This is a genomic window from Azospirillum sp., from assembly GCF_050789165.1.
In genome coordinates, this window is record NZ_JBOZRT010000134.1 from 67567 (window position 1) to 92459 (window position 24893).

Here is a 24893-nt window from a genome sequence, read left to right on the forward strand (position 1 = left end):
CGTCACGACGCAGCTACCAGGTCACGACCGCTGGGCGGTGGCGATCAGGCCGTCAAGCCAGTCGGCGAACTCCTGGCTGACCTCGGGCGGCTTCTCGACCACCGGCGTCCAGGCGCCGCGGCAGTGCGGGTGCTGCACCCCGGCCGCCGGCCACCATCGCTCGTGCGGCTCGCGCTCCACCAGCTCGGCGCCCACCTTCTTGCGCGGCGCGGCGCTGCGGCCGATGTTCGTCTTGCCCAGCCAGATTTCCGCCTCGCCATCCTTGTCTGGCTTGGCTGGCGAGACCACCGTGAACACCTTGCCGTTGATCGAGCGGCAGAACTCGCAAGCGCCCTGGTACGCCTCGACGCGCCGGACTTTCTTGCCCGGCTTCTGCGCCGCGATGAAGCCGCTGTTGCAGCACTCGCCCGCCTCGGTCACGGCGATCCGCCGGAAGTCGCGGTTGAGCTGCCCGAACTCGTCAAAGATGCGCTGGCGCAGCGCCGCGGCCGTGCCCTCCTTCTGGCCGAGGATTTGCGCCTGGAGGTGCTCACGGATCAGCGTCTTCATCCGGTGGCGGGCGCCCTCGGTGACGTCGCTGATGTTCTCCGCGGCCCGGGCGCGAGCGAACTTCAGGACCTCCAGCTCGACCGGGTTGAGGACGTGCGGGGGGACGTGCGCAAAGCTGGTCGGGATCAGGAACGCGACGGCCCCGATGGTGGCCGTGGACGGCTTGCGGGCCGCCATATTCGCCTGCACCTTGCCGAGCATGGAGGCGCGCACGGTCAGGTACTCCGCCTCCGACTGGATGACGCCCTCCGGGAGGTAGCGCTGGATCAGGTAGTCGACCAGCAGCATCCAGTCGGACAGCTCGTAGTCCTCCGGGCGCTTGGCCTCCAGCCGCATGCGCGCGTGCTGGAAATCGGCCTCGCTCCAGCGCAGCCAGGGGACGTCCGCCTTGCTCAGCTCGCCGATGGGCTCGCCGGTGAGGAGGCGGGCGAGCGTGTCCTGGATGCGCTCCAAGATGGCTTGCAGGCGGGCTGTCGATTCCTCGACGTGCGCGGTGAGGTAGGGGTTCGGGTGCGGGGCCCAAATCGTCTTGTCGTCGGCGCTGGGGTTCTCCGCAAGCGCCTTGTAGAGCCCGTCGAGGTGATCCGTGCAGGTGCAGTCGGGCACGGCGCCGACGTCGATCAGCAGCGGGGCCGTCACCGGACAGCCCCCGCCGCGAAGAAGATCACTCGGACGTCTCGTCCTCCAAGGACTTCGAGAGCCTTGCGGAACCCTTCCGCTTCCCCTTGCCCATCAGCGCCTGGATGTACGCCGGAATCTTGACCGGATTGCTCGCCGTCCCCGGCCGGCAATCCATGCTGTCCATCTTCTCCAGCGCGTCCTTGTTGAGTGCCATCGCCACTCTCCGAAATCAGCTTGGGCTCCTCGCCCTTCGCCACGTTGTTGTCACGGAAGGACCAAGCGTCCACCAAGTCCTTAACGGCGTCGAACGAGGCTTCGTTGCCCGTGTTCGACAATACCACCTCCGGCGGGACAAAGCGACCCGTCGGGCCGAGGAAGCGGCCGACGGCCCGCTTGGCGGCCTCCTGGCGTGGCAGGTGCATATAGTGCGCCTCCACGCGGTAGCCGGACTCCTTGAACCGCTTCACCAGATCGACCGCCTTCTGGGCCGTCTTCATGGTGGCGTCGTGCACGAGGTTGAGCCCCATGCCTTCGGCCATGTCGGTGAGGATGTCGAACAGGTGGCCAGATTCCTCGTGCACCTGGAAGGCGTTCCAGCCCTCGTACTCGGGCAACATGTGCTTGATCTCGTCCGCATCGAGCACGATGGCCTTGGTCGGATCGAACACCTTGCCGTTGAACCAGCTCTTGCCGGAACCGCCGCGACCGCCGAGGACGGTGAAGGTCGGGGCCTCGCCCTCCGCCGGCTGCGCCGCCTCGATCTTCTCCGGCGAGAGGATGTGCTTGATGATCTTCTCGTGCAGCGCCTGACGCTCCGGGGTGTACTCCCCGTCCTTCATGTGAGCCTTGTAGGTCTCCTCGACACCATCCAGGCGCTTCATCGCGTCGGCGATCTTGTCGGCGGTGTCCGGCGGAAAGCCCTTCAGGACGCTCTCGACCGTCGCGCCATTGTCGTTGTGCTGGGCGTAAAAGTCCGCGGCCTTGAACTGGTCCGGCGGCACGGTGCCGTCACCGCCGCCGCCGCTCTTGGCCTTGGGCTGGTCGTTGGCTGCTTCCGCCTTGCCGGCACCACCGGCGGCGCCGTCGTCCGCGTCGCCGGCAGCAGGATGCACCAGATGCTCGTGGCGCACCTGGTGCTCGCGACCATCCTCGCTCTGGAGCGTCACCCCGTCGGCGCCCGAGGCGACGATCTTGCCCTTGCCCTCAACGTCTTTGTGCCGGAAGGCCACCACGTCGCCGTGCTTCAGAGGCACCGGCCCCTTGTGGTCGTTGGGCCCCTTATGGTCGTTGGCCGGCTCGTCCGGCGCAGTGCGCGCCCACCGCTTGGTCTGGTGCCCGCCGCGGTCGGTGACCGTCTTGAGCGCCAGACCGGCCCTGTTGGCGAGCGCCCCTGCTTTCAGGAACAGGACGCGGGCGTCCGGCGGCAGCTCGTGCAGCATCGTAGACTCCTCACTCATAGCCTTCTGCAAGCGGTCCATGCCGCCAAGGAGCGGGTCGTCCCGCTTGGGCTCCGCCGCCGGCGGCTCCGTCGCCACCGGGACCTCGCCGGCCAGATACCGACGCCTGCCCTTCTCGTCCTCCAGGATGGCGCCGTCCGCGCCCTGCTCGACCAGCGTGTAGCGGTTGAGCATCCGCGCCTTGTGACCCAGGAAGCGGTCCCAGGTGACCCGGTGCCGCTTGCCCTGGTCACACCTGCCGGTCAGGCCGTGCGCGCCGCAGGCCAGGACCTTGACGGCCATGGGGCCGTGCTCCGGGTGCTGGACGTAGACGTGGTCGCCCGGCTCGACGCCGTCGGGGCGCTTGGGCGCCTTGACCTTCGTCGTCATGGCTCGACGGCCCAGATGGGCTTGTGGAGCTGGAGGGCCTTGCCGAAGTCGGCATCAGCGTCGCCGCCGCCACCGAAGTCGCCGCCGCTCGTGTCGTCCCGGCCGGCGGGCGCATTGTCCTTGCCCTGGCCGGCGTCGCCCGGCGGCGGCTTGCCCCCGCCACCGTCCTCCTCGTCCTCCGGCACCTCCCCGAAGTCGAGCGCATCGCCACCCTGGCCGCCGAAATCCTGCCCCTGCTGCGGGGGCTGGTTGAGCTGCATCCAGGGGCCGATCAGCGACGGGTTGATCGGGGCTTGGCCAAGCTGCTTGTCCGGGTGGCCGTCGTAGCCCTTCTCGGCCCGCAGCTCGTCCACCGTCAGGATCAGCTTCTTGGCCTCCCACTCGCGCGCCTCGTCGGCGGGGTCCAGTCCCACCCAGCGGAAGCAATACTTGTCGCTGAACTCCGAGACCACGAAGTCGGTGAACAGGCTCTCGAAGTAGGACATCAGCGGGCGCAAGCCCTTGTCCTTGGAGTCCGCCAGACGCTCCGCCGTGTCGGAGCCGGACAGGCTGGACTTCTGCGAGCTGAAGGACTCGAAGTTGATCTCGTCCGGCGCCATGCCGTAGATCGCACAGATGATCGACGTCAGGAACGTCATCCACTTCGAGAAGTACATCTCGTTGAACTCGACGCCGAAGCGCTCGAAGGACGCCTTCGATTCTTGGTCCTTCGACACCATCACCGGCAGAGCCCAGGCATTGTTGATGCCCTTGACCATGGCGTTCCAGTAGCGCCGGAACGCGGTCATGTCCTCGGTGGCGTAGTCGCCGGACAGGTGCAGCAGGCCCCGCGGGATGGCGTTCTGGTCGAAGCCGGCGATGTTATAGCTCATGGCGTTGAGGAAGCCGGTCACCACCCGGACCAGCAGCTCGGTTTCGCCAAGGCCGTAGCCGGCGAGGCGGACATCGGTGCGGGGGTTGCGCACCTCGTAGATCAGGGTGTCCCGGGTGTAAGCGGTGGCGATGCGCCCCTGCACCACCTGCAACGCGTAGACCTCGTCGTCACCCTCGTAGCCGTCCTCCGCGCACAGTCGGATGGTGGCGCCGTCCACGGCGTACAGACCGTCGATACCCAGCGAGCGGTCGCGCTTCATCTCGCACTCGATGGGCGCCGAGTCCATCGTCAGGCTGTCGCGGACCAGCTTCGCCATGAGGCCGGTGAAGTTGTCGCGGCGCATGATCTTGCGGCGGCGCGGGTTGAACTCCCAGCCGTTGTGCTGGAAGAACTTGGCCAGGAGCTGGGTGGAGTTCTGTTCCTCGTCGCTAAGCTGGTGCTTGCGGTCGACGTGGCGAATCTCGAAGCCGGGCCCTCCGTCCTCCGACGGCTGGGTAAAGCGGGAGATTTGCCGGATGCGCGTCAGGATCACCGAGTTCAGCACCGGCGTCTGGTCGACCATGGTGCGCAGCGTGTCGAAGCCCAACGGCGACGGCTTCTCGAAGTACTCGCCGTGGGCGAATATTTGCAGGTCGTCCAGGTAGACGGACTGCATGCCGCGCTTGGGCGGCGGCCGGACGCGCCCGGGAAACTGGATCAGGTTGCCGCGCGCCTTCAGGAGCATGTCTTGCTCCTCCAGTCCGTTCAAGATGTAGTCGATGACCGGCTGGATGTCGGAGCTGGGCAGCAGTTCGGACGCCAGCGGCCGGTGAGCGCGCTCCAGTTCCGCCCGAGCGTCATAACGCTCAGACGCTGGGGCTGCCGGGTCGAACGCGACGGATTTGGCATCATCGGGCTTGCTCATGCCCGGATACTGCCATCACGACTTCAGGCTAGATCAGGCGCCCCATGGACCGGGCCCATGTCACGGGGTCCTTCGCGTGCTTCGACTGGTTGCAGGTCTGGCACAGGAGCTGAATGTTCGATATGTCGTTGCGTCCGCCGCGACTAAGCGGCGTGATGTGGTCTCGATGATAGCTGCGGCGCAAGCGCTCGCCACAGCCGGCACACCTACCGCGCTGCCGGCTATACAACTCCTCGACCTGCCCTTTGGTGAATGAGCCGCCAGCGCCCCTGATACGAGCCCTACGCTTGCTGCGATGGGGTGCCATGGCCTCCCTGACCGCGACAGAGCGCAAAGGAGATTTGATACCGGCACGGCACCCGCAAGTTACCGTTATACCACCACGAAGCACACACCCATCGAGAACCTTTTCGTTCCCGCACTCGCAGCGGCATAGCCAAGTTGTTTGGCTCCTCGCATTCCGTCCAAATTCTCGGAGGACGGTTAGCATTCCGAATTTTCTGCCAGCAATATTTGACTTACACCGCGACGATGTCGCCTCAGTTCGCAAGCACCCACATGAGAGCGTTCGCCCTCGCCTAAGCTGATCACCCGATACAACAGAAGAACCACCGCAGTCGCACACACAATACCAGAATGCTTTCCTCCCCTCAGAGGTATGCGAATACGAAGTAACGACAAGCCTTCCAAAGCGCTTGCCTTCCATGTTTTCGCGTTTTTCTTCCACCAACCGATCTCCGGAGAAACACCCACAAGAGAGTGTGTTTCCCGTTGTTAGGTTAGATCCTCTGACAACCACAGTTGACCCGCATTCACACAGCGCATTCCAGAATGCGCGTCGGGCGGTGGTGTGGGCGTGCCCGGTCACCACCAAGCGCCCGAACTTCCGCCCCGTCAGGTCAACCAGCTTTGCCATGCGTCACCAGATCATGTTCTCCACAGGATGGCGCAATCGGAGCCAACGAACAACGCCTCGCCGCGGGGCTGCCTAGGCTAGGTAGCCTAGCGAGGTTCGGAACGCGGAACGTAGACGATGCAGCTCGGGTCGCGTTCGCGCACCCGCAGGTCACGTTCGGTGCACATCCCCTCCTTGAAAGCGGAGCACCGGCCGCAGACCCCGTCTGGGAGCGCCGCGTCGATCAGCTTGACCACGCTGGTTGGAATGCCGGGCATGGCCTCCTGGACGGACTTGCCAGACGGCGTCTGGGTGGCGGAGGTCGGTGCGTCTGGCAGGATCATGGTGCTGGTCCCGTGATTGCGCGCCCAGGCGACGTCGCACAGCATGTTGGCGTAGCTGAAGTGAGGATCGAGACCAACCTTCATCACCTTCGGCTTTGACTTCCGCGTCTCCTCGTCCTGCTCGACCACCAGCGCAGTCTTGGTGAAGTGCATGAACACCCAGTCGCGCAGGATCACGAGGCGCTTGGTCTTGCCGTCCTCAATGACGTCCTGTTCCAGCAGGTCGGGATCGGGGAAGAGGCACGCCTTGTCGCGGATTCGGTACAGGGCGGTTTGCATCGCCTTGTACTGGTGCAGCGTCACGGCGTAGCGGGAGCGGTCCTCCTCCGCGGTCTTGCGGTCGGAGTCGGACAGAGCGTCTCCCCAGACGATCATGTCATCGCGCAGGTTCGCGTAGCCGGCGAGGAACACGCGCCCCTTGTGGCGATTGGCAAAGCGTCTGGCGTCGTTGACGTTGGGAAGCTGTTCCACCACGCACACCACCACTCCGAACTTGTCCATCAGCTCGGAGCACCTGGCGAACGGGTCGTTATCGAACACGGCCTCGACGTGCACGACCGCCTGCCGGCCGTTGTGCAGCCGCTTCTTGATGATCACGGCGTTGAAGCCGCCCATCTGGTCGATGCCCATGTAGGTGTCGCGGCCGGACGTCTCCCAGGTGATGCCGGCGCGTTTACCTTCCTCCACCGCGGCGAGGCAGTGCGCCATGGTCACCGGGAGCTGGTCGGCGTCGATGTACGGCCGCGCCAGGGTGCGATTGTAGAAGGACTTCTTCTGGTCCCCCGTCTTCGCTCGCCCCCACGCCTCGATCATGTTGCGCGGCGTCATGCGCGGGCTGATCGTGCGCGGCAGGAGGAACGAGCGAATCTTCGGATTGGCGCCTGGTTTGTTGACCACGTACTCGCCGACCTGCGCATCAACGATCATCCCGCCGCAGGCCGGGCAGGTCCACACGTACTCGTTTAGCGGCGCGCCGACGATCTGCCCGGTGTTGTAGCCGATGGACTTGCTCGGGAAGACGCCGGCCGGGTCGGACAGGTCGGACAGCGCTTGGCAGTGCGGGCAGCGGGTGTGCCACACCTCCATGCTGCCCTGCTGGTACCAGAAGTTGATGTCCAGGTCCGGCATGTTGGCCGTGGACAGGAGGAGCGTGAACTGGACGTCGGAGTCGCCGGTGCGGGCCCGCACCTTGTCGATCTGGTCCAGCGCCATCTCCTGGACCTCGTCCAGGGTGACCACGTCCATCGGCCGCGATTCCGTGGAGACCTTGCCCGACGTCCACAGGAACAGGAACAGGCTGTGCCCGAGCTGTCGCGTGAGCACGTTGCCCTCGCCGACGCGTTTCGTCCGGCCGTCCTCGTCCGTCCGGTGCGTCATCTCGCGCAGGATTTCGGGCGCGCTGCGCACGATGGGCATGAAGCGGTGCTCGGACTTGAACGCCGCGGTGGACTGGTCCGGCAGGAACATGCCGATGTTCACCGGCCCCCATTTCTTGGCCATGTAGATGTTGGCCAGGACCTCCCAGACGGTGAGACCGAGCTGGGTGGCCTTCTGAATGACCAGCATCCGCTCGAAGGCTTCGGCGCGCGTGGTGGGGATGGCGTCGTAGATCGGGATGAGCGCCGGCCGGTTGTCGAGGCGGAACGGCTTGCGGTCCACCTTCAGGCCCTTCCGCGCCAGGTCCTCGCACCACTGCCGGAAGGTCATGTCCTCCGGGATGGAGCCGCTCTTGCCATAGCCGGCCTTGGCCACAAACGCGTCGAGCTGGCGGTTCAGCGAGCGCGCGGACGCCGTGGCCAGCGTGATGTTCGTCATCTCAGCCGCCCCAGTTGGTGGCGACTTGGCGCAACCGCATGACGATGCGTTCCGCCGTCTCCGGGGACTCCTTCGCAACCTCCTCCAGGATCATCGCGTGGAAGCGGTCGTAGTCGTTGACGCTTCGCATGGCCTCGTAGAGCGTCACCGACGTGTCCAAGCAGCGGCGCAGGACCTCCACCGCCGACAGGATCATCTTGCCGTTGCGCGGCTTGCCGTCCTCCGTGTGCGCCGCCTTGAGGACGCCTTCGACGGACTGGATGGCCTTGTTCAGCAGCTCCACGACCTGGATGGTGCCGCCGTTGCCGGCGATGTCCTCCACCCGCACGACCGCCGGCAAGGCGGCTACGGCGGCCTTCGCCGCCTCTTCCGCCGGGGCGTCGGGGCGCCGCTCCGCCCGCTTCTGTACGGCCTCTTTGACCTTGCGCGCGACGTGCTGGCCAGCCTTCCCGGACTTCAGGACACCGTCGATCCAGCGGTAGATACTGGAGCGGCCGGCCCCACGCCCCTCGAACTGGCGGGCGATCTCCGCCTTGTTGAACGCCTCCGGGCCGACGCGCTCCAGCTCCGCCAGCACCGCAGCCTCAACCTGTGTCTGTAGTTCTCTGTTTGCCATCAGATGGCTTTGCCGTCACGAAGGGCTTCTATGAAGCTCTGAATTCCTGCTTCCCAGGCGCCATAGCGCCGAGCCACCGCGTTGAACTCCTCGATGTCGTGTCCCTGTATGGCCCACACCGGGAACCCGGCGTCGTTGAACCGCGGCTCGCCTTCCTTGTCGGTCGCCTGTACGCAGTGGCACAGCTCGTGATAGATCAGGGCCTCGCGCTTGATCGGCGTCGCGTACGCCCACCAGCCGGCGTCGAGGATCATGATGAAGTCCGGGACAATGCCGCCGCACATGCGGGCCAGCATCCACATGGCCAGCGGGGCATAGGCGCCCTGGAACCGCGGCAACCCGACCTCGCCGAGAATGTGGCGCCCCTGCTTGATCTTCGTCTCCGCACGCATGAGGAACAGGAAGACGGCCTCTCCCTCGCGCAGGTGCTTGAACTCGTCCAGCTTCTCCAGCCGCTCCAGGATCTCGCGGGGCTCGTTCTCCCCGTCCGGCGCGATGGTGAAAGCGTCCTCCGGCCGCAGGCCGTCATCGTCCATGCGATGCCTCCAGCGTGCTTGTAGGCACGATGCTGATTTCGTTGGGGTCGGCCGCGGAGCGGTGCGGGTTCTTCGCGCACCGGAACTTGCCCTTGGGGCGCCTCTTGCCCTTCTTGGGCGGCGGCACGCCAGCGCCACAGCCGCAGATCCCCTCTACCTCGCCGCGGCATTCGGCGCCGCAGTTGCAGCACCGGAAGACGTCACCACGGGACAGGATGCGGCCGAAGCAGATGCGGCAGGCGTGATCGGTGATGTCCCAGCCACCACTCACAGCGCCAGCTCCATCTGGTAGCCGACGGGCAACTCCGGGCGCGGCCGGCTGAAGACCACGGCTCCGGTGGCACGCTTGGCGACGGTGATCAGCGCCTCCACGCGGCTGGTGACGTGCTCGAACACCTCGACGCGCACCGCGGTCCCGTCGTTCACCGCCAGGACCTCCCTGTGCAGGCGCGCGCCGAGGCGCGGCGTGGTGCCCTTGGCGTTGCGCCCGCGCTCGACCTCGCGCTCGCGGTTGTAGCAGGAGACGCAGAGGCGGCCCTTGATCAGGCGCGACGCCTCGCGGGTACAGCGCGGGCAGATGCACGAGAGCGCGTCCGCGGTGACGGTGGCGACCGGCATTGGCTTGCCGGCGCTCGCTGCGCCGACGGGGCATGACCGGCAGTGCCACAGCCCTTCCCAGGGCTCCGGCCGCTTCCGCTGGGCGGCATGCCAGGACGCCGCGCAGCTCGCCACCGTGAGCGAGCAAGCGCGGCGTTCGCAACGCATCGTGTCTGATGGTCCCATGGCCGCCCCCGATGGGAATTATCCTATCGGCCAGGATATAACAGAGCGACATAGGCCGCCGCAACTACGAAACACCAGTATTAAAAGCAACGATGATAGGATATTTCCTATTTTCGTTTGCCGACGATTCCGGCGATGGCGTCCAGCGGCCCGCCAGCCCCCTTCTCGCCCGAGCGGCGGTAGACGTAGACGCCGAGCACGGCCAGCGCCGGCAACAGGATCGAGGACATCGAGGACATCGCCGTGATGGTGGTGGCCAGCTCGGACGGGTGCATCACCGCGACGTAGGCGATGATCAGCGTCTGGAGGAGGATCACCAGCGCGACGAGGTAGCCGAACGTCGGCCGCATGCGCCGGACGAACTTGTCCTTGCTGTTGGCCTCGTTCTGCATGGTGGCGTTGATGATCCGCAGGCGTTCCGTCTCCTCCTTCTCCACCGCCAGCATCGCCTCCGTGGCCAGCCGCTGGGCATCCAACAGCAGCGCGGGGTTGGCCTTCAGCGCCTCGACCGCCGCAGCGGGCTCGGTCGCGCCGGTGAGGGCCTGGACCGCGGGCACGACGCGCTCCGCCACCTTCTCGGCCTTGTCGCCGAACAGACCGGCCAGCGACGGGATCAGCGGCACCAGGGCCGCGAGGAAAGCGAACATGGTCAGGACCTCCGATCAGGCGCGCGGGGCGAGGACGTTGCCGCGGACGTCGAAGTCCTGCGTCTCGCCGTCCTGGCCCAACGGGTGGATGTAGAAGGACACCGGGCAACCGTCGGCCGCAGCGGCGCGGAGCCGGAAGTCGATGACGCCCGCCTCGTTGGCCTTGCGGAAGTAGTCCTCCAGCGTCTTGCCGGCGGGCACGGACGACTCCACGAAGACGTCCTTCGGGCACCAGCTCATGTACCCGTGCGGCAGATAGCGCAGCAGGTAGGCGCCGGCCGGCGGGACGCCCCGCCCGAAGAAGTCGTGGGGAACGGCGTGGACTTCGCCGTCCTCGGTGGTGACCGTGTTCTTCACGACGTCGCAGGACGCGATAGGCGCCCCCTCGACGGTCTTGCAGGTCAGATAGGTCTTCATGGTGGCCCCCTCCTTCGGGGCGTAGCGGTCGGTCAGACGAGGGCGAGCGCCTTGGCCGTCTTCGGCCCCACGACGCCGTCGGCCTTCAGGCCGTGGCTGTCCTGGAAGCGCATGACGGCCAGCTCCGTGACGCGGCCGAAGGCGCCGTCCTCGGACAGGCCCGCGCCGAAGGTGTTCAGCGCGCGTTGCAGGCGCTGGACGAGCGGCCCCTTCGAGCCGATGCGCAGCACCGTCGGGTCCGGGTCGGGCATGCCCAGCAGATCCGCGTAGGCCGCGGCCAAACGCAGGTGGTAGCCGTGCACGGCGTACTGCGGCCCGTTGTAGAGGCGCGCGAAGGTCTCCCAATCGCGCTCGCGCAGGGCGCGGAGGAGACGGGGGTTCGACTGGACGAAGGCGCAGAAGGCTTCGAGGTGGTTATCCTCGTCGTCGGCCATCGCAGCGACGAACGCCTCCACGTCGGCGAAGCCGCACGCCTTGGCGTTGGAACCGAGAATCTGGAAGCGTCCCCAGCTCGTTGCTTCGAGCGCCGCCATGCGGTCCAGCGCCACCGCCTCGGCCAGGCGCAGGTATTCGGCCGCGCCGCCGCGGTACAGCTTGCGGTCCCAGACGGCGGTGGAGATCGTCGGGTGCGAGGCGTCCCACCGGTGGCCGGTCAGGTCGCCGAAGTGCTTCGCCTCGAACAGGATGCGCGGGCGGCCGGAGCCGTCGGAGAGGAAGCCGCCGATGCCGCCGGTCTCGACCAGGTCGACGGCGCCGACCGCCGCCGGGTCGGCGAGAAGCAAGCCCGCGACGCGCGGGATGTCGTCCGCGCCTATCGGCGTCGCGGCGCCGGAAAAGGGAATGGGGGCCATGGTTGGCTCTCGGGAGGTTGTGGAGACCTCCCGATTGAGCCGTCACGACCTGCCTTTAGGTGCCACCGACGATCCGGCAGGCGAGCACCAGCAGCACCCATTGCACGCCGCCCCACAGCAGCTCGCCCCAGGCGGTCTCGCCGTCCACCGGGGCCTTGTCTTCGGCCAAGCGCCACTCGACGCGCACCGGCAGCTTCCAGGCGAGCCAGTACAGCGGGCCTTGCAGCAGGCCAGCGGGCGCGAGGAGCAGCACGGACGGGCTCCACAGGATGCCGATGGGCAGCAGCATGCCGTACAGGCGCTCGACACCGACCGCGGACAGGGCGTGCACGTCGTCGCTGGTCCGGCCGTCGACGTGCCCGACATCCATCCAGCGCCCGTGCGTGTTCATCAGCACCACGTAGGCGGCCCCGGCTTCGGCGACACCGACCGGCCAGCCGCCCAGCAGCCCGCCGACCAGGGCCCCCGTCGGGACGGCCCAGATCAGGCGGGCGGGGAAGGTCCCGCCAGGGATGTAGCGGCCCAGCCAGCCGCCGCGGACGCGGTACAGGATAGCGCCGGCCAGGAACGCGGCCACCAAGTCGCGCGCCAGCAGCCACCAGTCGACGCCGGCGAGGAAGAGGAGAATGGTTGAGATTGACACGGGAGTCCCCCAGGGATGGTTGAACTCCGCGAGTTGGCCGTCACGACCTGAAGGCCAGCTCCGCTTTGCGCCGGTCCTTGGCGGTCACGACCCGGTCCAGGTCCGCCGGCGACAGCACCTGCATGGCGCGCTGGTGGCGCGGTTCACGCCACCAGTCCACCAAGTCCTCCAGCGTGGGTGCCAGCTCGACGGCCAGAACGAGGACCGCGGCGAGCTGGGAGGCGTCGGAGAGGGCGAGGCGTAGCGCCACGCCCGTGTGTTGCTCGTTCAAGTCAGCGCCTTTTGCGCGATAGTCGCTCGGTCGCATCGACCGACGTTAAGAGCCTGACTTCGTTGCAATCGAACGTTTGTCGGCGGGTGTCACTCACCCGAGGGGGCGCGGCGGCGCTTGGTCCGGCGGCGCGCTTGGTTCTTGCAGGCATTCGAGCAGAACCGGCCCCAACCGCGCCGAACGTCGGCGAGCTTCGGGTGGAACCGCTTCCCGCAACAGCCGCAGTTCCGAATGGTGTAGGCGACGCCGTCGATGTACCAGGGCATGTCCAAACCTCAGCATTGTTGCGAAACGACCGTTTAGCGGCGTGGTCAATCGGTCTAGCGATAGATCCGCGACCATCCGCGGTCTAACGCTCCGAGCGCCGGACGCCACCGCCAGTAGGGGGTTCGGGCAAACAGGGCGCGCACCCTCCAGCGTGTGCGGATGTCGAACCTATTTGCCTTGCAAGCCTGCTGCGCAGCGCGTTGGTCAGCCTTCGTGACGCGTTCAATTCGGATGCCGCGGATAGTCATTGTGACTGGCTCCTCGTTGGGCTTAGACCAGCCCGAGGGCTTCGCGAAGCTTACCCTCGGCGATGAACATGGCTTCGTGGTCGCTGGTGTCGGCGCGCAGGTAGGTGGTGGCGGCCTCGCGCAGCCGGGCGTTCTCGTCCTTCAGCGCGCGGATGGCGTTCAGCGGCGCCTCGCCGCCATAAGCGCAGCCCAGTTCGTCGCACACGGCGGTGTACGTCGTTCCGATCAAATTGGCTGCGGCCTGCAATCGGTCCGCGTCGTGCTTGCGCATGGCCGAAGCCCTCCATATTCAAACGTCGCGCTTGGGCTCAACCGCCCGATTACTGGCCGTCGGAAGACGGCGCTGCGACGCGCTGCCACCGGCCGCTGTTCAGCTCATCCAGGATCTTCATGGTGTCCGTCATGACCTCCTGCACCTCGCCGTTGGCAAAGGCGACGGTGGCCAGCATGCCGGGCCACCCGACGATCAACGTGCGGAAGGACGCTCCTGGCAGCGTCTTGCCGTTCGCTCGGGCCTGGGCCTCGACGGACTGGTAGACGGAGTAGCCGACGTAGGCGTGATAGCCTCCGACGACGATAGCGGCGCTGATTGCGTAGGCCGTCACAGCACGCAGGAACTTCATGTTTTGTGGCCCTCCTCCGGCCGGTTAGGAGACGACGTCACGCCCGCGGCGCGCTATTCGTCTATCGCCTCAATCTCTTCTTGATCAGCACGGTACTTTCCGACCTGGTCCCCCCACGCGTCCCAGCCGGCGGCGCCGGAGCGGCTGAACAGCTCGACGTAGGGGCCGCCCACCAGCCGCTCGATGCGGCCGTACACCTCGTCCGGCTTCCTGGAGTGCTCGCGCACCGGCGCGGTGATCCAGCGGCGCACGCCCTTGGAGAGGCGCTTCGGCCGGCCGCGGGTGGCCAGCAGGCATTGCTCCGGGTTGGCGCGGGTCCAGTAGCCCGAGCCCATGAACGGCGAGCCGTCGGCGTTGGTCTTCGTCCAGTAGAAGCCCACCGTCTTGTAGGTGAAGCCCCACGCCTTGATGACCTCGAACGCTCTCTCCAGGAGCGGGTCCGTCGCCCACATGAGGAGCACGCAATCGTCCGCGGCGAGCGCGGTGACCGGCAGTGCCTTGATGTCGGCGATGGACATGCAGGCGTAGTGCCGGTTGGCGTTCCGGCCCTCGCCCTTCTTGCTGTAGTTCTTGAAGCGCCAGGGCGGGTCCGCGTAGATGACCCCGTAGCGCTTGGCCGGCGGCAGCGCGTCGAACGGCGCGGGGTGCGGGAGCGGGAGCGTCCACAGCATCAACCGCCCTCCCCTCTCTCCGCTTGGGCGCGCGCCGCCGCGCAGCCGGCGTCGATCTCGTCGGCGAGCGCGACGATGCGCTCCGTGTCCGACGCGCGTGCGTGCCGCCGGAACTTCAGCTCGAACACGAGCGCGGCGTAGAGGAGACGCTGGGTCTCCCCACCCTCTCTCCACACCGCGCAGGCTTCAGGGCTCCACCCGCCGGGCTCGCGCCGGGTCTTGTAGCTGCCCTGGTTCGCCCGGTGCAGCGCGTCAGCCAGTATTTCGCGTGGATCACTCACCGGCCGCCCGCAGGACCTGGCGCGAGCGCGGCACGACCGAGAAGTGGCACCAGCCGCGCACCTCGCCGTCATCGTGCTCGGAGAACATCTCCGCCGCGTCGGCCTTCATCTCCTCGACGCGCGCGTCGCACGCCCCGACCGTCGCGTAGGGGCCGCGCGTGTCCTCCAGGGTGATGCACTGGCCGCTGGTGGCCAAGCAGGCGTAGACGATGGCCACCCACATCACCGCTGGCCCTCCAGCTTGACCAGACGCCCGCGCAGCTCGTCCAGCATCTTGCCGGCCTCGATGTGCATGGCCTGGAACGCGTCCACGTCCTCGCGCAGCTTGACCACCTCGGGATCGAGCTGGATGGGACCGTGGTGCGGGCTCTCCTCGCGCACCTTGGCGACGACGGCGCGCGGGATGTTCAGCTCCCGTGCGATGGTGTCGTCGCTGTGCCCATTGCGATAGCGGCCATCCGAGAACACCATGTCGAGCTTCTCCACGATCCGCACGACCTCCGCGATGGTCGGGGTGCGCACCGGCGACGCCGCCAGCGGCTGGGCAGGCGGCGGCGGAGCCTTAGCGGCGGGGGCGGGCTTGGCGGCGTGCGGCGTCGTCATCGTCTCGTCTTTCTGGTGGGTGGGGACGGTCGGGCGGGGCTTGGCCGCCGGGGTCGAACAGGACCGGCAGAGCGTCCGCTTGCCGAACGTCCAGCCGGAGTTCTTGAAGCGCTTGATGACCGCGTCGGGCGGGAAGTCGGCGCCGAAGCGGTTCTCCTCGGTGCTCTGGCACTGGGTGCAGGTGGCGACGCGGAAGATCACACGCTTGCCGTTGATCACCTGGTGGGAGAGCGTGATGCCCTGCGTCTCCAGCTCCGCGTTCATCTCGTGCGACCGGGACCGGGCCATCAGTGCCCCTCCACGCAGGTGCGCGCGGAGCACCCGGGGCCAGCAGACTCCGGCCGGACGGGCAGCGCGCGCGGTCGCTTCATGACGATTTCGCAGTTCGGAGGCGGCGGCAGCTTCAGCCGGTGCACCTGTTCCATGTAGGCGCCGTCGTCCAGCGCGACGGTGGGGCAATCGTCGGCGATGGGAAGGTCGGCGGACGCGGCCTTGCGGGACGAGGGAATCTTGTAGCGCGCGAGCATGCCGGACACGGCGCCGCGGCTCACCTTGTAGAACCCAGCGATCTGGCTGCCGGTCCAGCGCTTGGTACGACGCAGGAATTCCAGATCCTCTTTCAACGGCGGCCAGGAGTTGTCGATGTCTCGCAACGTCTTCACGGCTTGCTCCTCTGGGCGTTGAGGGCCAGCAGGCCCCGCGCCAGACTGTTGGTGCAGACGCCCATGTGTCGGGCGATGCGCTGCGCGCCCCAGCCCAGGTCAGACACCCGCCGCAGCTCGTCCAGCAGCGGCGGAGTCCAGTCGACCGGAGCGTTCGTTCGCCGCTCGCCATCGAGACGGAACGTCGAGAGCGGCGGGCTCCAGTTCTCCCACAGGAAGGGGTTCTCTTGGCAGGCGCGCGGCTTACTCACCGGGTCCCCTACTCCCCCGGCAGGGTGTAGCCGGCCGCGGCGGCGCCGGCGTCCGTGACGTGGAAGTAGCGCGTCCCGCCCTCCTGCGTGCGACCGCGCTGCATCAGGCCGGCATCGGCCATGCCCTCCAGCAGCTCGCGCGTGGAGCCGCTGACCGGCGCGCAGTAGTGGTTGCGGTACGGACGCTTGGCGTGCAGGAGCCCAAGCGCGTTGCGGATGATGTCGCGCTCCTCGGGGCGCAAGGCCATGGTGGTGACCATCGTCAGCCCTCCTGTTCGCCACGTCGCGCAGGCGCACCTTGGCTACGTCGGCGGAGACGGGCGTCGGTCGCGGCGTCGCGCAGGCGCACCATCTCCTTGGCTGCATCGGCGAAGACGGGCGGCAGGCTCACCCGCGCCCGGACCATCTGCATCATGCCCATGACGAGCGCGAGGGCCACGTTCTCGTCCGAGAGCCCGCCGGGCACCGCCGCCATGGCCTCGCGAACGCGCTTCAGGATCTCGCGGAACTCGTCCGGGCTGGGATCGGCGAGAAGCTGGATGAGCGGGTTGACCGGATACGTGGCCTCGCCGTCCGGCACGTTGACCAGATCGAGCGGATGTTCCTCGTGGGTAATGCGACCGTCGGCGCCGGCGGCAATGAGCTGTTCGGCCCCGTTGTCGGGCCGGGTGAACAGCGCGATGATGGGGAACGTGTCCGCACGGTCGATGCACACGATGCGCGCCGCGTAGCCAGAGCGCGTGCGCACAGGCTTGCGGGGGTCGAAGGTCTGGGTCTGGTCCAAGGGACAGCTCCTGGTGGTGTGGATGGGAGAGCCGGCGATCAACCTCACGCGCCGGAGCCGGCCACATGCCCCTCCCCTGTTCACCCGATGGGTTTCCCGGAGGGGCTGACACGCCGCGGCTCTCCCACGCCCCTAAGCCCCGCAACGGTCTGGATACCGTTCACGGGGCCGGAGCCTAGCTAGGCTAGGAAGGGTAGGAAGCCTAGGCCGCGCGGCAGGCGCCCGGGCGGACCTTGCGCGTCTCGCCGTCATCGCACTTCACGGTCAGCCAGGTGGCACGGCCGCGGCCCTCGCCGGTGGTATCGACCGACACGACGCTGCCGGACACGTCGGCGCGCGCCCGCGGGCCGGGGCGGAAGGTGACGCGGTCGTTCTTGCTGAAGCTGCTGTTGGCCACGTTCTTCTCCTTGGTGTGGCTGGAGTCTTCCCTCTCTACCTAGGCTAGGGAGCCTAGGTAGAGAGGGAAGGTTGCCGACGATTAGTTGCTGTTGCTGCCCTCGGGCTTGCCGACGAACAGCGGCAGGTCGGTGGCCTCGCGCGCCTTGACGCACGCCTGCTTCAGCGCGTCATCGAACACGGTGTCCGCGCGGTACAGGTCGTAGAACCAGTTCAGCGCGCCGCCGTTCTTGCGGTAGCGCAGGCGCACCAGCACGCGGTACAGGTCGCCGTGCTCGAAGACGGGGATGCCGATGCAGAACAGGTTCGGCACCTGGAGCTTCTCGCCGTTGCCGTCGTTGTGCTCGGTCTCGAAGGTGACCGCGCCCTCGCCGCTGGAGAGGTTGGTGGCGGCGATCACCTTGGCGCTCTCGTAGATGGCCAGACCGCGCGACAGGTCCATCATCTGCTCGGGGCCGGCGAACCGGCCGCGCAGCAGGTCGGACACCTTCTTCAGGCGCGCGTCGGCGTCGGACAGCGGCTCCTCGAAGGTCGGGGGCGGCAGGATGTCGATGCCGCGCTCCTCCAGGAAGGCCGCGAACTCGATCTGCGTCATGGCCTTGCTGTTCTTCTCCTGCCACGCCTTCCACTCGCGCGAGAGCGGGAACTGGTACAGGGTGCGGTGCTTACCGAAGCGCGGCAGGGCGCCGGGGCGGAACTCGGGAGCGGAGTCCTCCTCACCAGCCACGTTGATGACCACGTTCACGCGCTCGTGGTAGTCGAGCACGGCCAGCAGCGACGGCGCGTTGCGGTCAGCGTTGGCGAACAGCGCCGTGTCGGCGTCCTTGAAGCGGTTGACGTGGCCGATGAAGGACTCCAGGTCCTGCATGACGGCGATGCCCTCGCGGCGCTCGGGGCGCTCGCGGTACTCGTCCAGCAGGGCCTTGACCGACTTGACCGTCAGGCCATCCGGCACGACCAGGGCGGTGATCGGGGCGCCGCCCTCCTTGGCGCCGATGGTCTTCAGCTCGAAGCCGGTGGTCAGGTGGTTCTTCAGGAACTCGCCGAAGCCGGCGAGGTTGCTTTCCGTGGGGTTCATCGTTCCCTCTGGTTAGGCGGTTGCGGAGCGAAACTGCGCCGGCGTGGCCAGCGCTGGATGGGATCAGACGGCGCGAACGCCGCTCTCGGCCGGGGCGCTGACGTCGCGTACGGGGCGCGGGAACAGTTCGGCCTGCTTCGGGTTCTGGCGGGTGAGGTTGTTGCCCGGCGTGGCGTAGAGGACGGTCTTGCGGCGGACCTGCTTCGGCAGGGCCACCTTCGTGTCCGCCTTGGTCTCGATGACGCCGCTGTCCAGCTTGAAGTCGATCTTCAGCGTGAGCGACGCCTTCGGCGTGCCGCCCTGGTTGGCGTACACGTCGTGCAGCCGGGCAACGATGTCCCGGATTTGGTCGGTCAGGTCGTTGGACAGCTCGCCGTCTTCGAGGGTGGCGAGGAGCTGGGGAAAGGTCCGGGCCTCGTCGGCGGGGTTCACGGTGCTCATAGGGGGCTTGCGCTCCAGGTGAGGTGCCGGCGCGGCCGGCGGGCAAAGTCGCCTACCTAGGCTCGGTAGCTAGAGCCTAGGTAGGCGGGACGGAGAGGCTTCAGGAGACCAGGGCGACGGGCGAGCTGCACTCGACCGGCATGACGCCGATCATCTCGAAGGTCCGCTCCTCCGCGAGGCTCCGCGTCATGCCGGCGATGTGCGCCGCGGCAGCGCGCATGTGGGCGGCAACGGTCGGGTTCTCGGAGAGGTTGGCTCCCGCCTCCAGGTGCGCGACGGCAGCGCGCGCGTTGCACAGGGCGGCGGTGATGCGGGCGGACTTCATGGCGGGCTCCCTTGGTGTCTAGGATTTTTCCTATACTCTTATACAGGCCACCCCGTGTCAATGAAGTTGTTTGGTCTCACGCCGCCTCTTCGTAAGCGGGTGCCACGACAAAGAAAACGGCCGGCGCGCAGGGTTGCGGCCGGCCAGTTTAGGGAGGAAACGCCCAAGAAGTGCGTTACGCCGGTCAACAGCGTGACCAGGACTGTACCAGCGAATAGGAAATTTACAAGCGCCCTTCCCGCCTAAGCCGTTCGGCGGTGGTGCGGTCGGTCGCGCGCCAGCCTTCCAGGCGATACAGGGTTTCCAGCGGCGCGGGCATGGCCAAGTCCGGCCGGCCAGCGACGAACTTGGCGAAGTCTGCGGCAACCCGCCGCACCAACTTCGCCGACGGCTCGCCGATCACTCTGGGCATGGGGCTTCCTCGTCCTTCGGCAGGTTGGCCGCCGATTCCGTTTCGGCGAACAGCCACGAGATGTCCCAGAGGTCGTGCGCGTCGGTGCCCAGCCGGTGGGGGTTGGCGCTGCGCGGCAGCCCAGCTCGCCGCGCGTCCGCGCCGGTGGTGCCGTCGATCACCGGACGGGCCCCAGCTTGCCGCGGCTCAGTCGGCGCGGCTTCTCCTCCACCTCGTCCTCGGGTTCCGAGAACTTGGCGCGCCGGTTCCCGGTTCCCCACAGGGCGCCCAGCTTCGCCATGCGATCCTGGCGCTTGCGTTCCAGTTCGGCAGCGAGCGCGGCGTGCTTGCCGGGCGCGATCACGACGGGCGCCCCTGCTTCGCCCACGCGTCCAGGTCGGGGCGGGTGTAGCAGACCTTGCGCGGGCCCATCTTCAGGAAGGTCGGCCCGGTGTTCTTCTGGCGGTGGCGCTGGAGGGTGCGCGGCGACAGCCGCAGGATGGCCGCGGCCTCCCGCTCCGTCAGGTAGTCCGGCGCGGGCCCGGCCGCGGGAGTGTGCTGGGTTTCCATGGCAGTCTGTGTCGGTTAGTGACGGGATGTTGCAGCTCCACGCTGCCGTCACGACCGCACACGCCGATAGCGCCGGGGCAGGGCGCCTAGGCTAGATACCTAGGCTACCTAGCCTAGAAAGGCCGATTTGAAACCTGCACGACAGCGGTTCAGATCAGCGCCACGACGGCACGCTTGGCCTCGTTCGAGCCCTCGATGTACCGCTGGGTGGTGGTGAGCTGAGCGTGGCCGGCGAGCTGCTGGACATCGCGCAACGAGCCGCCAGCCTTCGTGATGTTGCGCGCCGCCCGGGTGATGAAGGTGCGCCGGCCGGAATGCGAGGAGCACCCGGAGAATCCCAGGTCCCGGTACATGCGGAAGAACAGGTAGCCGATGGACTTGGGCTCCATCGGCTGGATGCAGCCGGTTCCTGGCTCGTTCGGGTCCTCGCGCAGCGCGCGCTCCGACAGGATCAGCGGCACGTTCGGCCCACCAGGTCGAGCCGCCAGCAGCTCGGCAATGGACTCGCGGAGGAGGGGGTGCATCGGCACCGTCCGGCCCGAGCCCTTCTTGCAGATCGCGTCCTCCAGGTCGAGCACGTCCGAGGCAGCGCCGGCGGGATCGGTGACGTGCCGGCGGAGCACCTTCGCAATCTCCATCGCGCGCAGGCCGGCCTTGACGCTCAACAGGACGACGACCCGGTTACGCAGCGGGTAGCGGGAATTGGAGCACCACTCCAGCATCTGGTCGAGCTGGGCATCGCTCAGAATCTTCGCCTGACGTCCAGCCATCGCTAGGTCCTCGGAGCTGCGGTATAGGGGTGACGGACATCAGCACCTCGCGCTGCCGCCACGAGACGGCCATCCTGGCGCGCGCCTCGACGCCGTTCCAGGTAAGCGCCTCGATGTATACGTGGCGCACCCTGCGAGTAGCAGTCATTCGGATTGCTGCGACCCCCGCATACACCTGCATTCATCACCGCCAACGCCAAGCCTACGTTGGAGGAAGTGTATATCATCGTATACGTGTTCGCGGGAGTGACATTGATGTCATGATGGCGGCGAGCATCAGCCATCGGCGCCGTCCTCCAGCAAGCCGGCCGCGCGCGCATCAGCGAGCACCTGTTCAGCCAGTTCATGCGCCTTGGGCGCGGTGGGGAACGCGTGCAGGTAGCGGAGCGCACTGGCCAACCGAATGTTCAACGGGCGCTCGTCCACCCTTCTGCGGGCAGGCTCCTGGTCAACCATGGGGCAGGTCCCCCAGGAACCCGGCGGCGCGGGCCTCCTCCAGCGCCTTGTTGGCGTCGATCAGATCGGCGCCGGTCAGGCCCTCCAACTTGGCCAGCTCCAGCAGGCGCGCCAAGCGCGATGCCAAGCCGACGGCGTCATAGAGGCCGTGGTGGCGCAAGATGTTCGCCATGGTGGGCGGCGGGGCGATGATGTTGCGGTCAACCATGCTGGGCTCCCTATGACTGAAGTCCTGCGCGCAGCGCCGACGGCGCGCGCCAGCAGGATCGTTCCGTTGCAGAATGAGCTGAAACCATTGGAAATCCTTGGTTTATGTCCAGGATCGGAAAACCTTGAACTGAGCGACAAATACATATTATTCGCTCAGTTGTCGAGCCGTGGCGGTTTATGGCGTGTTAGGCATGCGGAGGAGGGGAGGGCGGCCTACGGCAGCACCAGGTCCATCCAGTGCCGGCGCACGCCCGGCCACAGCTTTCCCTCCAGCACGTCGCACGCGGCGGGGTAGGGGATGCCCACCTGCACGGCCGCGGCGGGCCCCGCCACCAGATCGCAGAAGAACAGCCGGAACAGCTCCATCGCCTGCGCCTGCGCCTGCGTCACGCCTTGCTGGAGGGCCGCCGGGCGCGTCGGACGGGGGAGGGTGACCAGTTCACCCATCGGCCATTTCCTCGTGCAGCTCGGCCATTTCCTCGCCCCACGGATCGGCTAATTCCTCGCGCGCCGGCGGGTTGGCCAGCTCCAGCAGCACGTCGCCGTGACACGGGGCTCCCGGCTTGCACCAGCACGCGAGGTTGCGCCCGCGGAGCTGGGGGAGGACGCGGAGCACGTCGTCGGCGTGGTGCCAGGGCGGGATGAAGGCGAGCGCCACGCCGGTCGCCGGCCCGCACTGGAACTCCGCGCGTCCCGGGTTCTCCAGGTAGCGCCGGTAGTAGTCCACGGCCGCCCGGACGTGGTCGGGGTTCTTCGGATTGATGGGCTTGAACGGGTTGCCCAGCAGCTTGCTCGTCCGGTCGACCTTGACGGTGCCGGCCGGCAGGCGCGCGCCGCGCTTGCGGGAGAGCTGGAGGCGCTGTGGACGATGGTCTCCCATGGTGCCCCCTCAGATCAACCGCGGCCGGTAGACCACCGGCTTGGGGAACCACTCCACCTCGAAGTTCGGCATCTCCTTGACGCGCCCGACGCAGTCGCGGCGCTCCAGGTGGTGCACGCCCACCTGCCCGACGCCGGTGAACTCGCCCTGGTCGTTGAACACGACGTAGTAGGCGGTGTGGCCGCCGATGGCGACGATGAGCTGGAACCTGCTGCGCTGATTCCGGTAGACGTCGCCGACGGAGGGGCCGCCGGTGTGCTCCAGCACCTCCGGCGGCACGTTGGACACGTCGAGCTTCACCGCTCCCTCCCCTCGATGAAGTCACGGTAGTGCCGAAGGCGCTGCGCTCGCTGGAGACAGTCGCCATAGCGGTTGTCCGTCCAGGCTTCGACGCGCCCCAGATCACGCAGGGAGCGCACCGCATCGGCCGGAACGGTGCCCAGCTCGGCCGTCATCGGCTCGCGCCAGAGGCAGCGCAGCGTTTCGTCCAGGACGCGCGCGGCCGAGTCCATGAAGCGGTTGCGGAGGGCAAGCGGCATGTCGGTCCAGGGCAGGCCCAGCCGCAGCGTCTCGCGCTGCGCCACGCGCTCCAGGACCTCGACCCCGTGCGACGGGCCACGGTAGGGCGGCAGGGCCGGCGGGCGCTCCAGCACCACCACCAGAGCGGCGAGAACGCGCGCCCGGGCCGCATCAGCGAACCAGCGGGCGTCCCCCTCGCGGGCGATGATCTTGTTGTGCTCGGGGCTGTCGACGTCCACCCAGGGCATCAGGGCCCAGCGGTAGGGCCCGTTCCTGCGCCGCTCGTTCTCGGCGTGGTAGACGGTCCATCCCATGCGCTCCAGAAAGTCCGTCCACAGCCCGACATGGTTGGCACCGTTGGCGCAGGCCGGCGAACAGTAGGTCTCCCACTCGTCATACTCATAGCTGACGCGCTTGCTGTAGGTGTTCCGTCCGGCAGGAAGCTCCTGCTCGCAGCCACCGCAGGTGCACTCGTCTCCCTCCTCGGTCACGAACGCGTCGGCGCCGGGCTCGCTGAAGGTCACCAGCGGCAGGCCGAACCGCTCCGCCACCTGGTTGGCGAACTGGAGGCGGCGGACGTAGTCGATGAACTCAGCCATTGGAACTTCCCTTCGGCGACAGGGTTGCAGCCTCATCCACGCGGCGCGCGCACAGGGCGATGGTCCGCTCCGGCGCTCCGGCCAGCCGGGAGCGCCAGCCATCGGTATGGACCGGCTTCAGCCCGCGCTTGATCAGCGCGGCGTGCGTGCGCGGCCGGATGGCGCGCAGCAGGTCCGGGTTCGTGATGAACAGCCGGAGCATTTCCGCCGCCCACTCCCCGTCGTCTGGGCAGTAGTTCGTCAACTTCGGCTCGTTCGCCTGCCGGCGCAGCTCGACGCTGAAGTTGCCGCGGTAGCGGTCCACCGTCGTGCTGTTCAGCACGTCGATGTGGTGCCCCAGCTCGTGCGCCAGCACGCCGTAAGGCGTGCGGTCGATGATGTGGCCCGGGTAGGACCACGCCCTTCCGACGGTCCCGATGGCCGCGCACTTCGGCACGCAGATGTTGATCTGCGTCGGGCGGTAGTAGGCGCAGGCGTCGAAAGGCCACGCGTCGGCCGGATACTGCACCACCGGCGGGCAGCCGATGTTGTTCACCGTGCAGAAGCTGGCGATCAGCGCCTTCCCGTCGTCCAAGAGGCGCGCCTTGGTTGGCCATGCCTGAGGCGCGCGCATTTGAGCATCAAGCGGCATTGCGCACCTCCGGCCCCACTAGGCGGTTGAAGGGCACGACGCCGGGCGCCCGGCTGTAACCGTCGTAGCGGTTATCCGGCATGCGCCGGTCCAGCATCGCGACGATCTTCCGGTGCTCCGCCAGCGCATCAGCCTTGGCCTTGGCGATGCGGTATTCCTCGCCGTCGAGCACCAGCCCGGCCCAGCGGTATAGGGCCGCCATCAGGTTCAGCGCTTGGTGAGACCACGATTCGCTGACGTGATAGTCACCGCTGATGCGGTACAGCGTGTCGGCAGCTTCGTTGCCGTCGCCAGACAGCCGGCCCTCCAAGGCTTCCAGCAGCTCGCGGCGCACGCTGGCCTTGAAGATGTCATTGGGCCGATGCCACGGTTCGCCGACCAGCTTCAGCACGCGGAACCACAGCTCCCAGCCGTCCGGCACGTCCACCGCCAGACGGTCGGAGCCGCTGAACCAGTGGCGGTTCTCCTCGGCTTGGTCGATCCGGTCGTTCTGCCATTCGTACTTGTGGCGGAACTCGATGCGCAGCGTCGGCGGCTTCTCGGTCCAGAAGGGGCCATGCTCGTCCGGGTCTTCCCAGCGCTCAACCTCGCGGCCAGCGTCGTTGACGGCCCGCATGTCCTCCCGCCACTCGCGCAGGCGGTCGC

Annotated in this window: 41 protein-coding genes; all 41 read right to left on the bottom strand. The window is 67.5% G+C overall.

Features of this window, described 5'->3' with window-relative positions:
* Positions 1-21: 21 nt before the first annotated feature.
* Positions 22-1188, bottom strand: coding sequence for a hypothetical protein (locus ACRWK7_RS28670; RefSeq protein ID WP_431860176.1), 1167 nt, complete (start codon positions 1186-1188; stop codon positions 22-24).
* The gene (locus tag ACRWK7_RS28675; RefSeq protein WP_431860178.1) at positions 1185-2996 is read right to left on the bottom strand and encodes a zeta toxin family protein; all 1812 of its coding nucleotides are present in this window, start codon (positions 2994-2996) and stop codon (positions 1185-1187) included. Before ACRWK7_RS28675 ends, ACRWK7_RS28670 begins: the two co-directional genes overlap by 4 nt.
* Entirely contained in the window at positions 2993-4774 is a 1782-nt protein-coding gene (locus ACRWK7_RS28680; RefSeq protein WP_431860179.1) for a phage portal protein, read from the bottom strand. The genes ACRWK7_RS28675 and ACRWK7_RS28680 overlap by 4 nt, the downstream gene beginning before the upstream one ends.
* A gap of 28 nt (positions 4775-4802) precedes the next feature.
* Complete coding sequence (locus ACRWK7_RS28685) at positions 4803-5690, bottom strand: HNH endonuclease (RefSeq protein WP_431860181.1); 888 nt, start codon at positions 5688-5690, stop codon at positions 4803-4805.
* Positions 5691-5776: 86 nt separating this feature from the next.
* Complete coding sequence (locus tag ACRWK7_RS28690; RefSeq protein ID WP_431860183.1) at positions 5777-7828, bottom strand: phage terminase large subunit family protein; 2052 nt, start codon at positions 7826-7828, stop codon at positions 5777-5779.
* A gap of 1 nt (position 7829) precedes the next feature.
* Positions 7830-8444 (bottom strand): hypothetical protein, encoded by a 615-nt coding sequence (locus ACRWK7_RS28695; RefSeq protein WP_431860185.1) that lies wholly within the window; start codon positions 8442-8444, stop codon positions 7830-7832.
* Positions 8444-8980, bottom strand: coding sequence for a putative metallopeptidase (locus ACRWK7_RS28700; RefSeq protein ID WP_431860187.1), 537 nt, complete (start codon positions 8978-8980; stop codon positions 8444-8446). The genes ACRWK7_RS28695 and ACRWK7_RS28700 overlap by 1 nt, the downstream gene beginning before the upstream one ends.
* Positions 8970-9251, bottom strand: coding sequence for a hypothetical protein (locus ACRWK7_RS28705; protein ID WP_431860189.1), 282 nt, complete (start codon positions 9249-9251; stop codon positions 8970-8972). Before ACRWK7_RS28705 ends, ACRWK7_RS28700 begins: the two co-directional genes overlap by 11 nt.
* A complete protein-coding gene (locus ACRWK7_RS28710) occupies positions 9248-9598 on the bottom strand; it encodes a hypothetical protein (protein ID WP_431860191.1) in 351 nt (116 codons plus the stop codon). Before ACRWK7_RS28710 ends, ACRWK7_RS28705 begins: the two co-directional genes overlap by 4 nt.
* A 272-nt stretch (positions 9599-9870) precedes the next feature.
* Entirely contained in the window at positions 9871-10410 is a 540-nt protein-coding gene (locus ACRWK7_RS28715; protein WP_431860193.1) for a 3TM-type holin, read from the bottom strand.
* A gap of 15 nt (positions 10411-10425) precedes the next feature.
* On the bottom strand, positions 10426-10827 hold the full coding sequence (locus ACRWK7_RS28720) for a hypothetical protein (RefSeq protein WP_431860195.1): 402 nt from the start codon (positions 10825-10827) through the stop codon (positions 10426-10428).
* A gap of 32 nt (positions 10828-10859) precedes the next feature.
* A complete protein-coding gene (locus ACRWK7_RS28725) occupies positions 10860-11678 on the bottom strand; it encodes an N-acetylmuramidase domain-containing protein (RefSeq protein WP_431860197.1) in 819 nt (272 codons plus the stop codon).
* A gap of 55 nt (positions 11679-11733) precedes the next feature.
* Entirely contained in the window at positions 11734-12321 is a 588-nt protein-coding gene (locus ACRWK7_RS28730) for a hypothetical protein (protein ID WP_431860198.1), read from the bottom strand.
* A gap of 40 nt (positions 12322-12361) precedes the next feature.
* Entirely contained in the window at positions 12362-12592 is a 231-nt protein-coding gene (locus ACRWK7_RS28735) for a hypothetical protein (RefSeq protein WP_431860200.1), read from the bottom strand.
* Between the two features lie 537 nt (positions 12593-13129).
* Positions 13130-13378, bottom strand: coding sequence for a hypothetical protein (locus ACRWK7_RS28740; RefSeq protein ID WP_431860202.1), 249 nt, complete (start codon positions 13376-13378; stop codon positions 13130-13132).
* A 49-nt stretch (positions 13379-13427) separates the two neighbouring features.
* Positions 13428-13730 carry a hypothetical protein gene (locus ACRWK7_RS28745; RefSeq protein WP_431860204.1) on the bottom strand — a complete coding sequence of 101 codons (303 nt, stop codon included), beginning with the start codon at positions 13728-13730 and terminating at the stop codon, positions 13428-13430.
* A 53-nt stretch (positions 13731-13783) separates the two neighbouring features.
* On the bottom strand, positions 13784-14401 hold the full coding sequence (locus ACRWK7_RS28750) for an MT-A70 family methyltransferase (protein ID WP_431860206.1): 618 nt from the start codon (positions 14399-14401) through the stop codon (positions 13784-13786).
* The gene (locus ACRWK7_RS28755) at positions 14401-14682 is read right to left on the bottom strand and encodes a hypothetical protein (protein WP_431860208.1); all 282 of its coding nucleotides are present in this window, start codon (positions 14680-14682) and stop codon (positions 14401-14403) included. The genes ACRWK7_RS28750 and ACRWK7_RS28755 overlap by 1 nt, the downstream gene beginning before the upstream one ends.
* On the bottom strand, positions 14675-14908 hold the full coding sequence (locus ACRWK7_RS28760) for a hypothetical protein (protein ID WP_431860209.1): 234 nt from the start codon (positions 14906-14908) through the stop codon (positions 14675-14677). Before ACRWK7_RS28760 ends, ACRWK7_RS28755 begins: the two co-directional genes overlap by 8 nt.
* A complete protein-coding gene (locus tag ACRWK7_RS28765) occupies positions 14905-15573 on the bottom strand; it encodes a hypothetical protein (RefSeq protein ID WP_431860211.1) in 669 nt (222 codons plus the stop codon). The genes ACRWK7_RS28760 and ACRWK7_RS28765 overlap by 4 nt, the downstream gene beginning before the upstream one ends.
* Entirely contained in the window at positions 15573-15947 is a 375-nt protein-coding gene (locus ACRWK7_RS28770) for a hypothetical protein (RefSeq protein WP_431860213.1), read from the bottom strand. Before ACRWK7_RS28770 ends, ACRWK7_RS28765 begins: the two co-directional genes overlap by 1 nt.
* Complete coding sequence (locus ACRWK7_RS28775; protein WP_431860215.1) at positions 15944-16198, bottom strand: hypothetical protein; 255 nt, start codon at positions 16196-16198, stop codon at positions 15944-15946. Before ACRWK7_RS28775 ends, ACRWK7_RS28770 begins: the two co-directional genes overlap by 4 nt.
* Before the next feature lie 8 nt (positions 16199-16206).
* The gene (locus ACRWK7_RS28780; protein WP_431860216.1) at positions 16207-16458 is read right to left on the bottom strand and encodes a hypothetical protein; all 252 of its coding nucleotides are present in this window, start codon (positions 16456-16458) and stop codon (positions 16207-16209) included.
* Between the two features lie 2 nt (positions 16459-16460).
* Positions 16461-16982, bottom strand: a complete 522-nt coding sequence (locus tag ACRWK7_RS28785; RefSeq protein WP_431860218.1) for a hypothetical protein — start codon at positions 16980-16982, stop codon at positions 16461-16463.
* Positions 16983-17184: 202 nt separating this feature from the next.
* Complete coding sequence (locus tag ACRWK7_RS28790; protein WP_431860220.1) at positions 17185-17379, bottom strand: hypothetical protein; 195 nt, start codon at positions 17377-17379, stop codon at positions 17185-17187.
* Between the two features lie 81 nt (positions 17380-17460).
* Positions 17461-18456, bottom strand: a complete 996-nt coding sequence (locus ACRWK7_RS28795) for a DUF2303 family protein (protein WP_431860222.1) — start codon at positions 18454-18456, stop codon at positions 17461-17463.
* A 63-nt stretch (positions 18457-18519) separates the two neighbouring features.
* Positions 18520-18897: a hypothetical protein gene (locus ACRWK7_RS28800; protein ID WP_431860224.1), complete on the bottom strand. Its 378-nt coding sequence runs from the start codon at positions 18895-18897 to the stop codon at positions 18520-18522.
* A gap of 100 nt (positions 18898-18997) precedes the next feature.
* Complete coding sequence (locus ACRWK7_RS28805; RefSeq protein WP_431860226.1) at positions 18998-19222, bottom strand: hypothetical protein; 225 nt, start codon at positions 19220-19222, stop codon at positions 18998-19000.
* Between the two features lie 223 nt (positions 19223-19445).
* On the bottom strand, positions 19446-19634 hold the full coding sequence (locus ACRWK7_RS28810) for a hypothetical protein (protein WP_431860229.1): 189 nt from the start codon (positions 19632-19634) through the stop codon (positions 19446-19448).
* Positions 19622-19795, bottom strand: coding sequence for a hypothetical protein (locus tag ACRWK7_RS28815; RefSeq protein WP_431860231.1), 174 nt, complete (start codon positions 19793-19795; stop codon positions 19622-19624). The genes ACRWK7_RS28810 and ACRWK7_RS28815 overlap by 13 nt, the downstream gene beginning before the upstream one ends.
* Positions 19792-19977, bottom strand: a complete 186-nt coding sequence (locus ACRWK7_RS28820; protein ID WP_431860233.1) for a hypothetical protein — start codon at positions 19975-19977, stop codon at positions 19792-19794. The genes ACRWK7_RS28815 and ACRWK7_RS28820 overlap by 4 nt, the downstream gene beginning before the upstream one ends.
* Positions 19974-20183, bottom strand: a complete 210-nt coding sequence (locus ACRWK7_RS28825; RefSeq protein WP_431860235.1) for a helix-turn-helix transcriptional regulator — start codon at positions 20181-20183, stop codon at positions 19974-19976. Before ACRWK7_RS28825 ends, ACRWK7_RS28820 begins: the two co-directional genes overlap by 4 nt.
* A gap of 149 nt (positions 20184-20332) precedes the next feature.
* On the bottom strand, positions 20333-20953 hold the full coding sequence (locus ACRWK7_RS28830) for a tyrosine-type recombinase/integrase (protein ID WP_431860237.1): 621 nt from the start codon (positions 20951-20953) through the stop codon (positions 20333-20335).
* Between the two features lie 276 nt (positions 20954-21229).
* Entirely contained in the window at positions 21230-21409 is a 180-nt protein-coding gene (locus ACRWK7_RS28835) for a hypothetical protein (RefSeq protein WP_431860239.1), read from the bottom strand.
* Positions 21402-21617 (bottom strand): hypothetical protein, encoded by a 216-nt coding sequence (locus tag ACRWK7_RS28840; RefSeq protein WP_431860241.1) that lies wholly within the window; start codon positions 21615-21617, stop codon positions 21402-21404. The genes ACRWK7_RS28835 and ACRWK7_RS28840 overlap by 8 nt, the downstream gene beginning before the upstream one ends.
* A gap of 215 nt (positions 21618-21832) precedes the next feature.
* Entirely contained in the window at positions 21833-22066 is a 234-nt protein-coding gene (locus ACRWK7_RS28845) for a hypothetical protein (RefSeq protein ID WP_431860243.1), read from the bottom strand.
* Positions 22059-22499 carry a DUF4326 domain-containing protein gene (locus ACRWK7_RS28850; RefSeq protein WP_431860245.1) on the bottom strand — a complete coding sequence of 147 codons (441 nt, stop codon included), beginning with the start codon at positions 22497-22499 and terminating at the stop codon, positions 22059-22061. Before ACRWK7_RS28850 ends, ACRWK7_RS28845 begins: the two co-directional genes overlap by 8 nt.
* A 9-nt stretch (positions 22500-22508) precedes the next feature.
* Positions 22509-22799: a hypothetical protein gene (locus ACRWK7_RS28855; RefSeq protein WP_431860247.1), complete on the bottom strand. Its 291-nt coding sequence runs from the start codon at positions 22797-22799 to the stop codon at positions 22509-22511.
* Positions 22796-23617 carry a hypothetical protein gene (locus ACRWK7_RS28860; RefSeq protein ID WP_431860249.1) on the bottom strand — a complete coding sequence of 274 codons (822 nt, stop codon included), beginning with the start codon at positions 23615-23617 and terminating at the stop codon, positions 22796-22798. Before ACRWK7_RS28860 ends, ACRWK7_RS28855 begins: the two co-directional genes overlap by 4 nt.
* Positions 23610-24191, bottom strand: coding sequence for a hypothetical protein (locus ACRWK7_RS28865; RefSeq protein ID WP_431860250.1), 582 nt, complete (start codon positions 24189-24191; stop codon positions 23610-23612). Before ACRWK7_RS28865 ends, ACRWK7_RS28860 begins: the two co-directional genes overlap by 8 nt.
* 46 nt (positions 24192-24237) lie before the next feature.
* Positions 24238-24893, bottom strand: a 656-nt coding sequence (locus tag ACRWK7_RS28870; RefSeq protein WP_431860252.1) for a hypothetical protein, incomplete at its 5' end; no start/stop codon positions are given.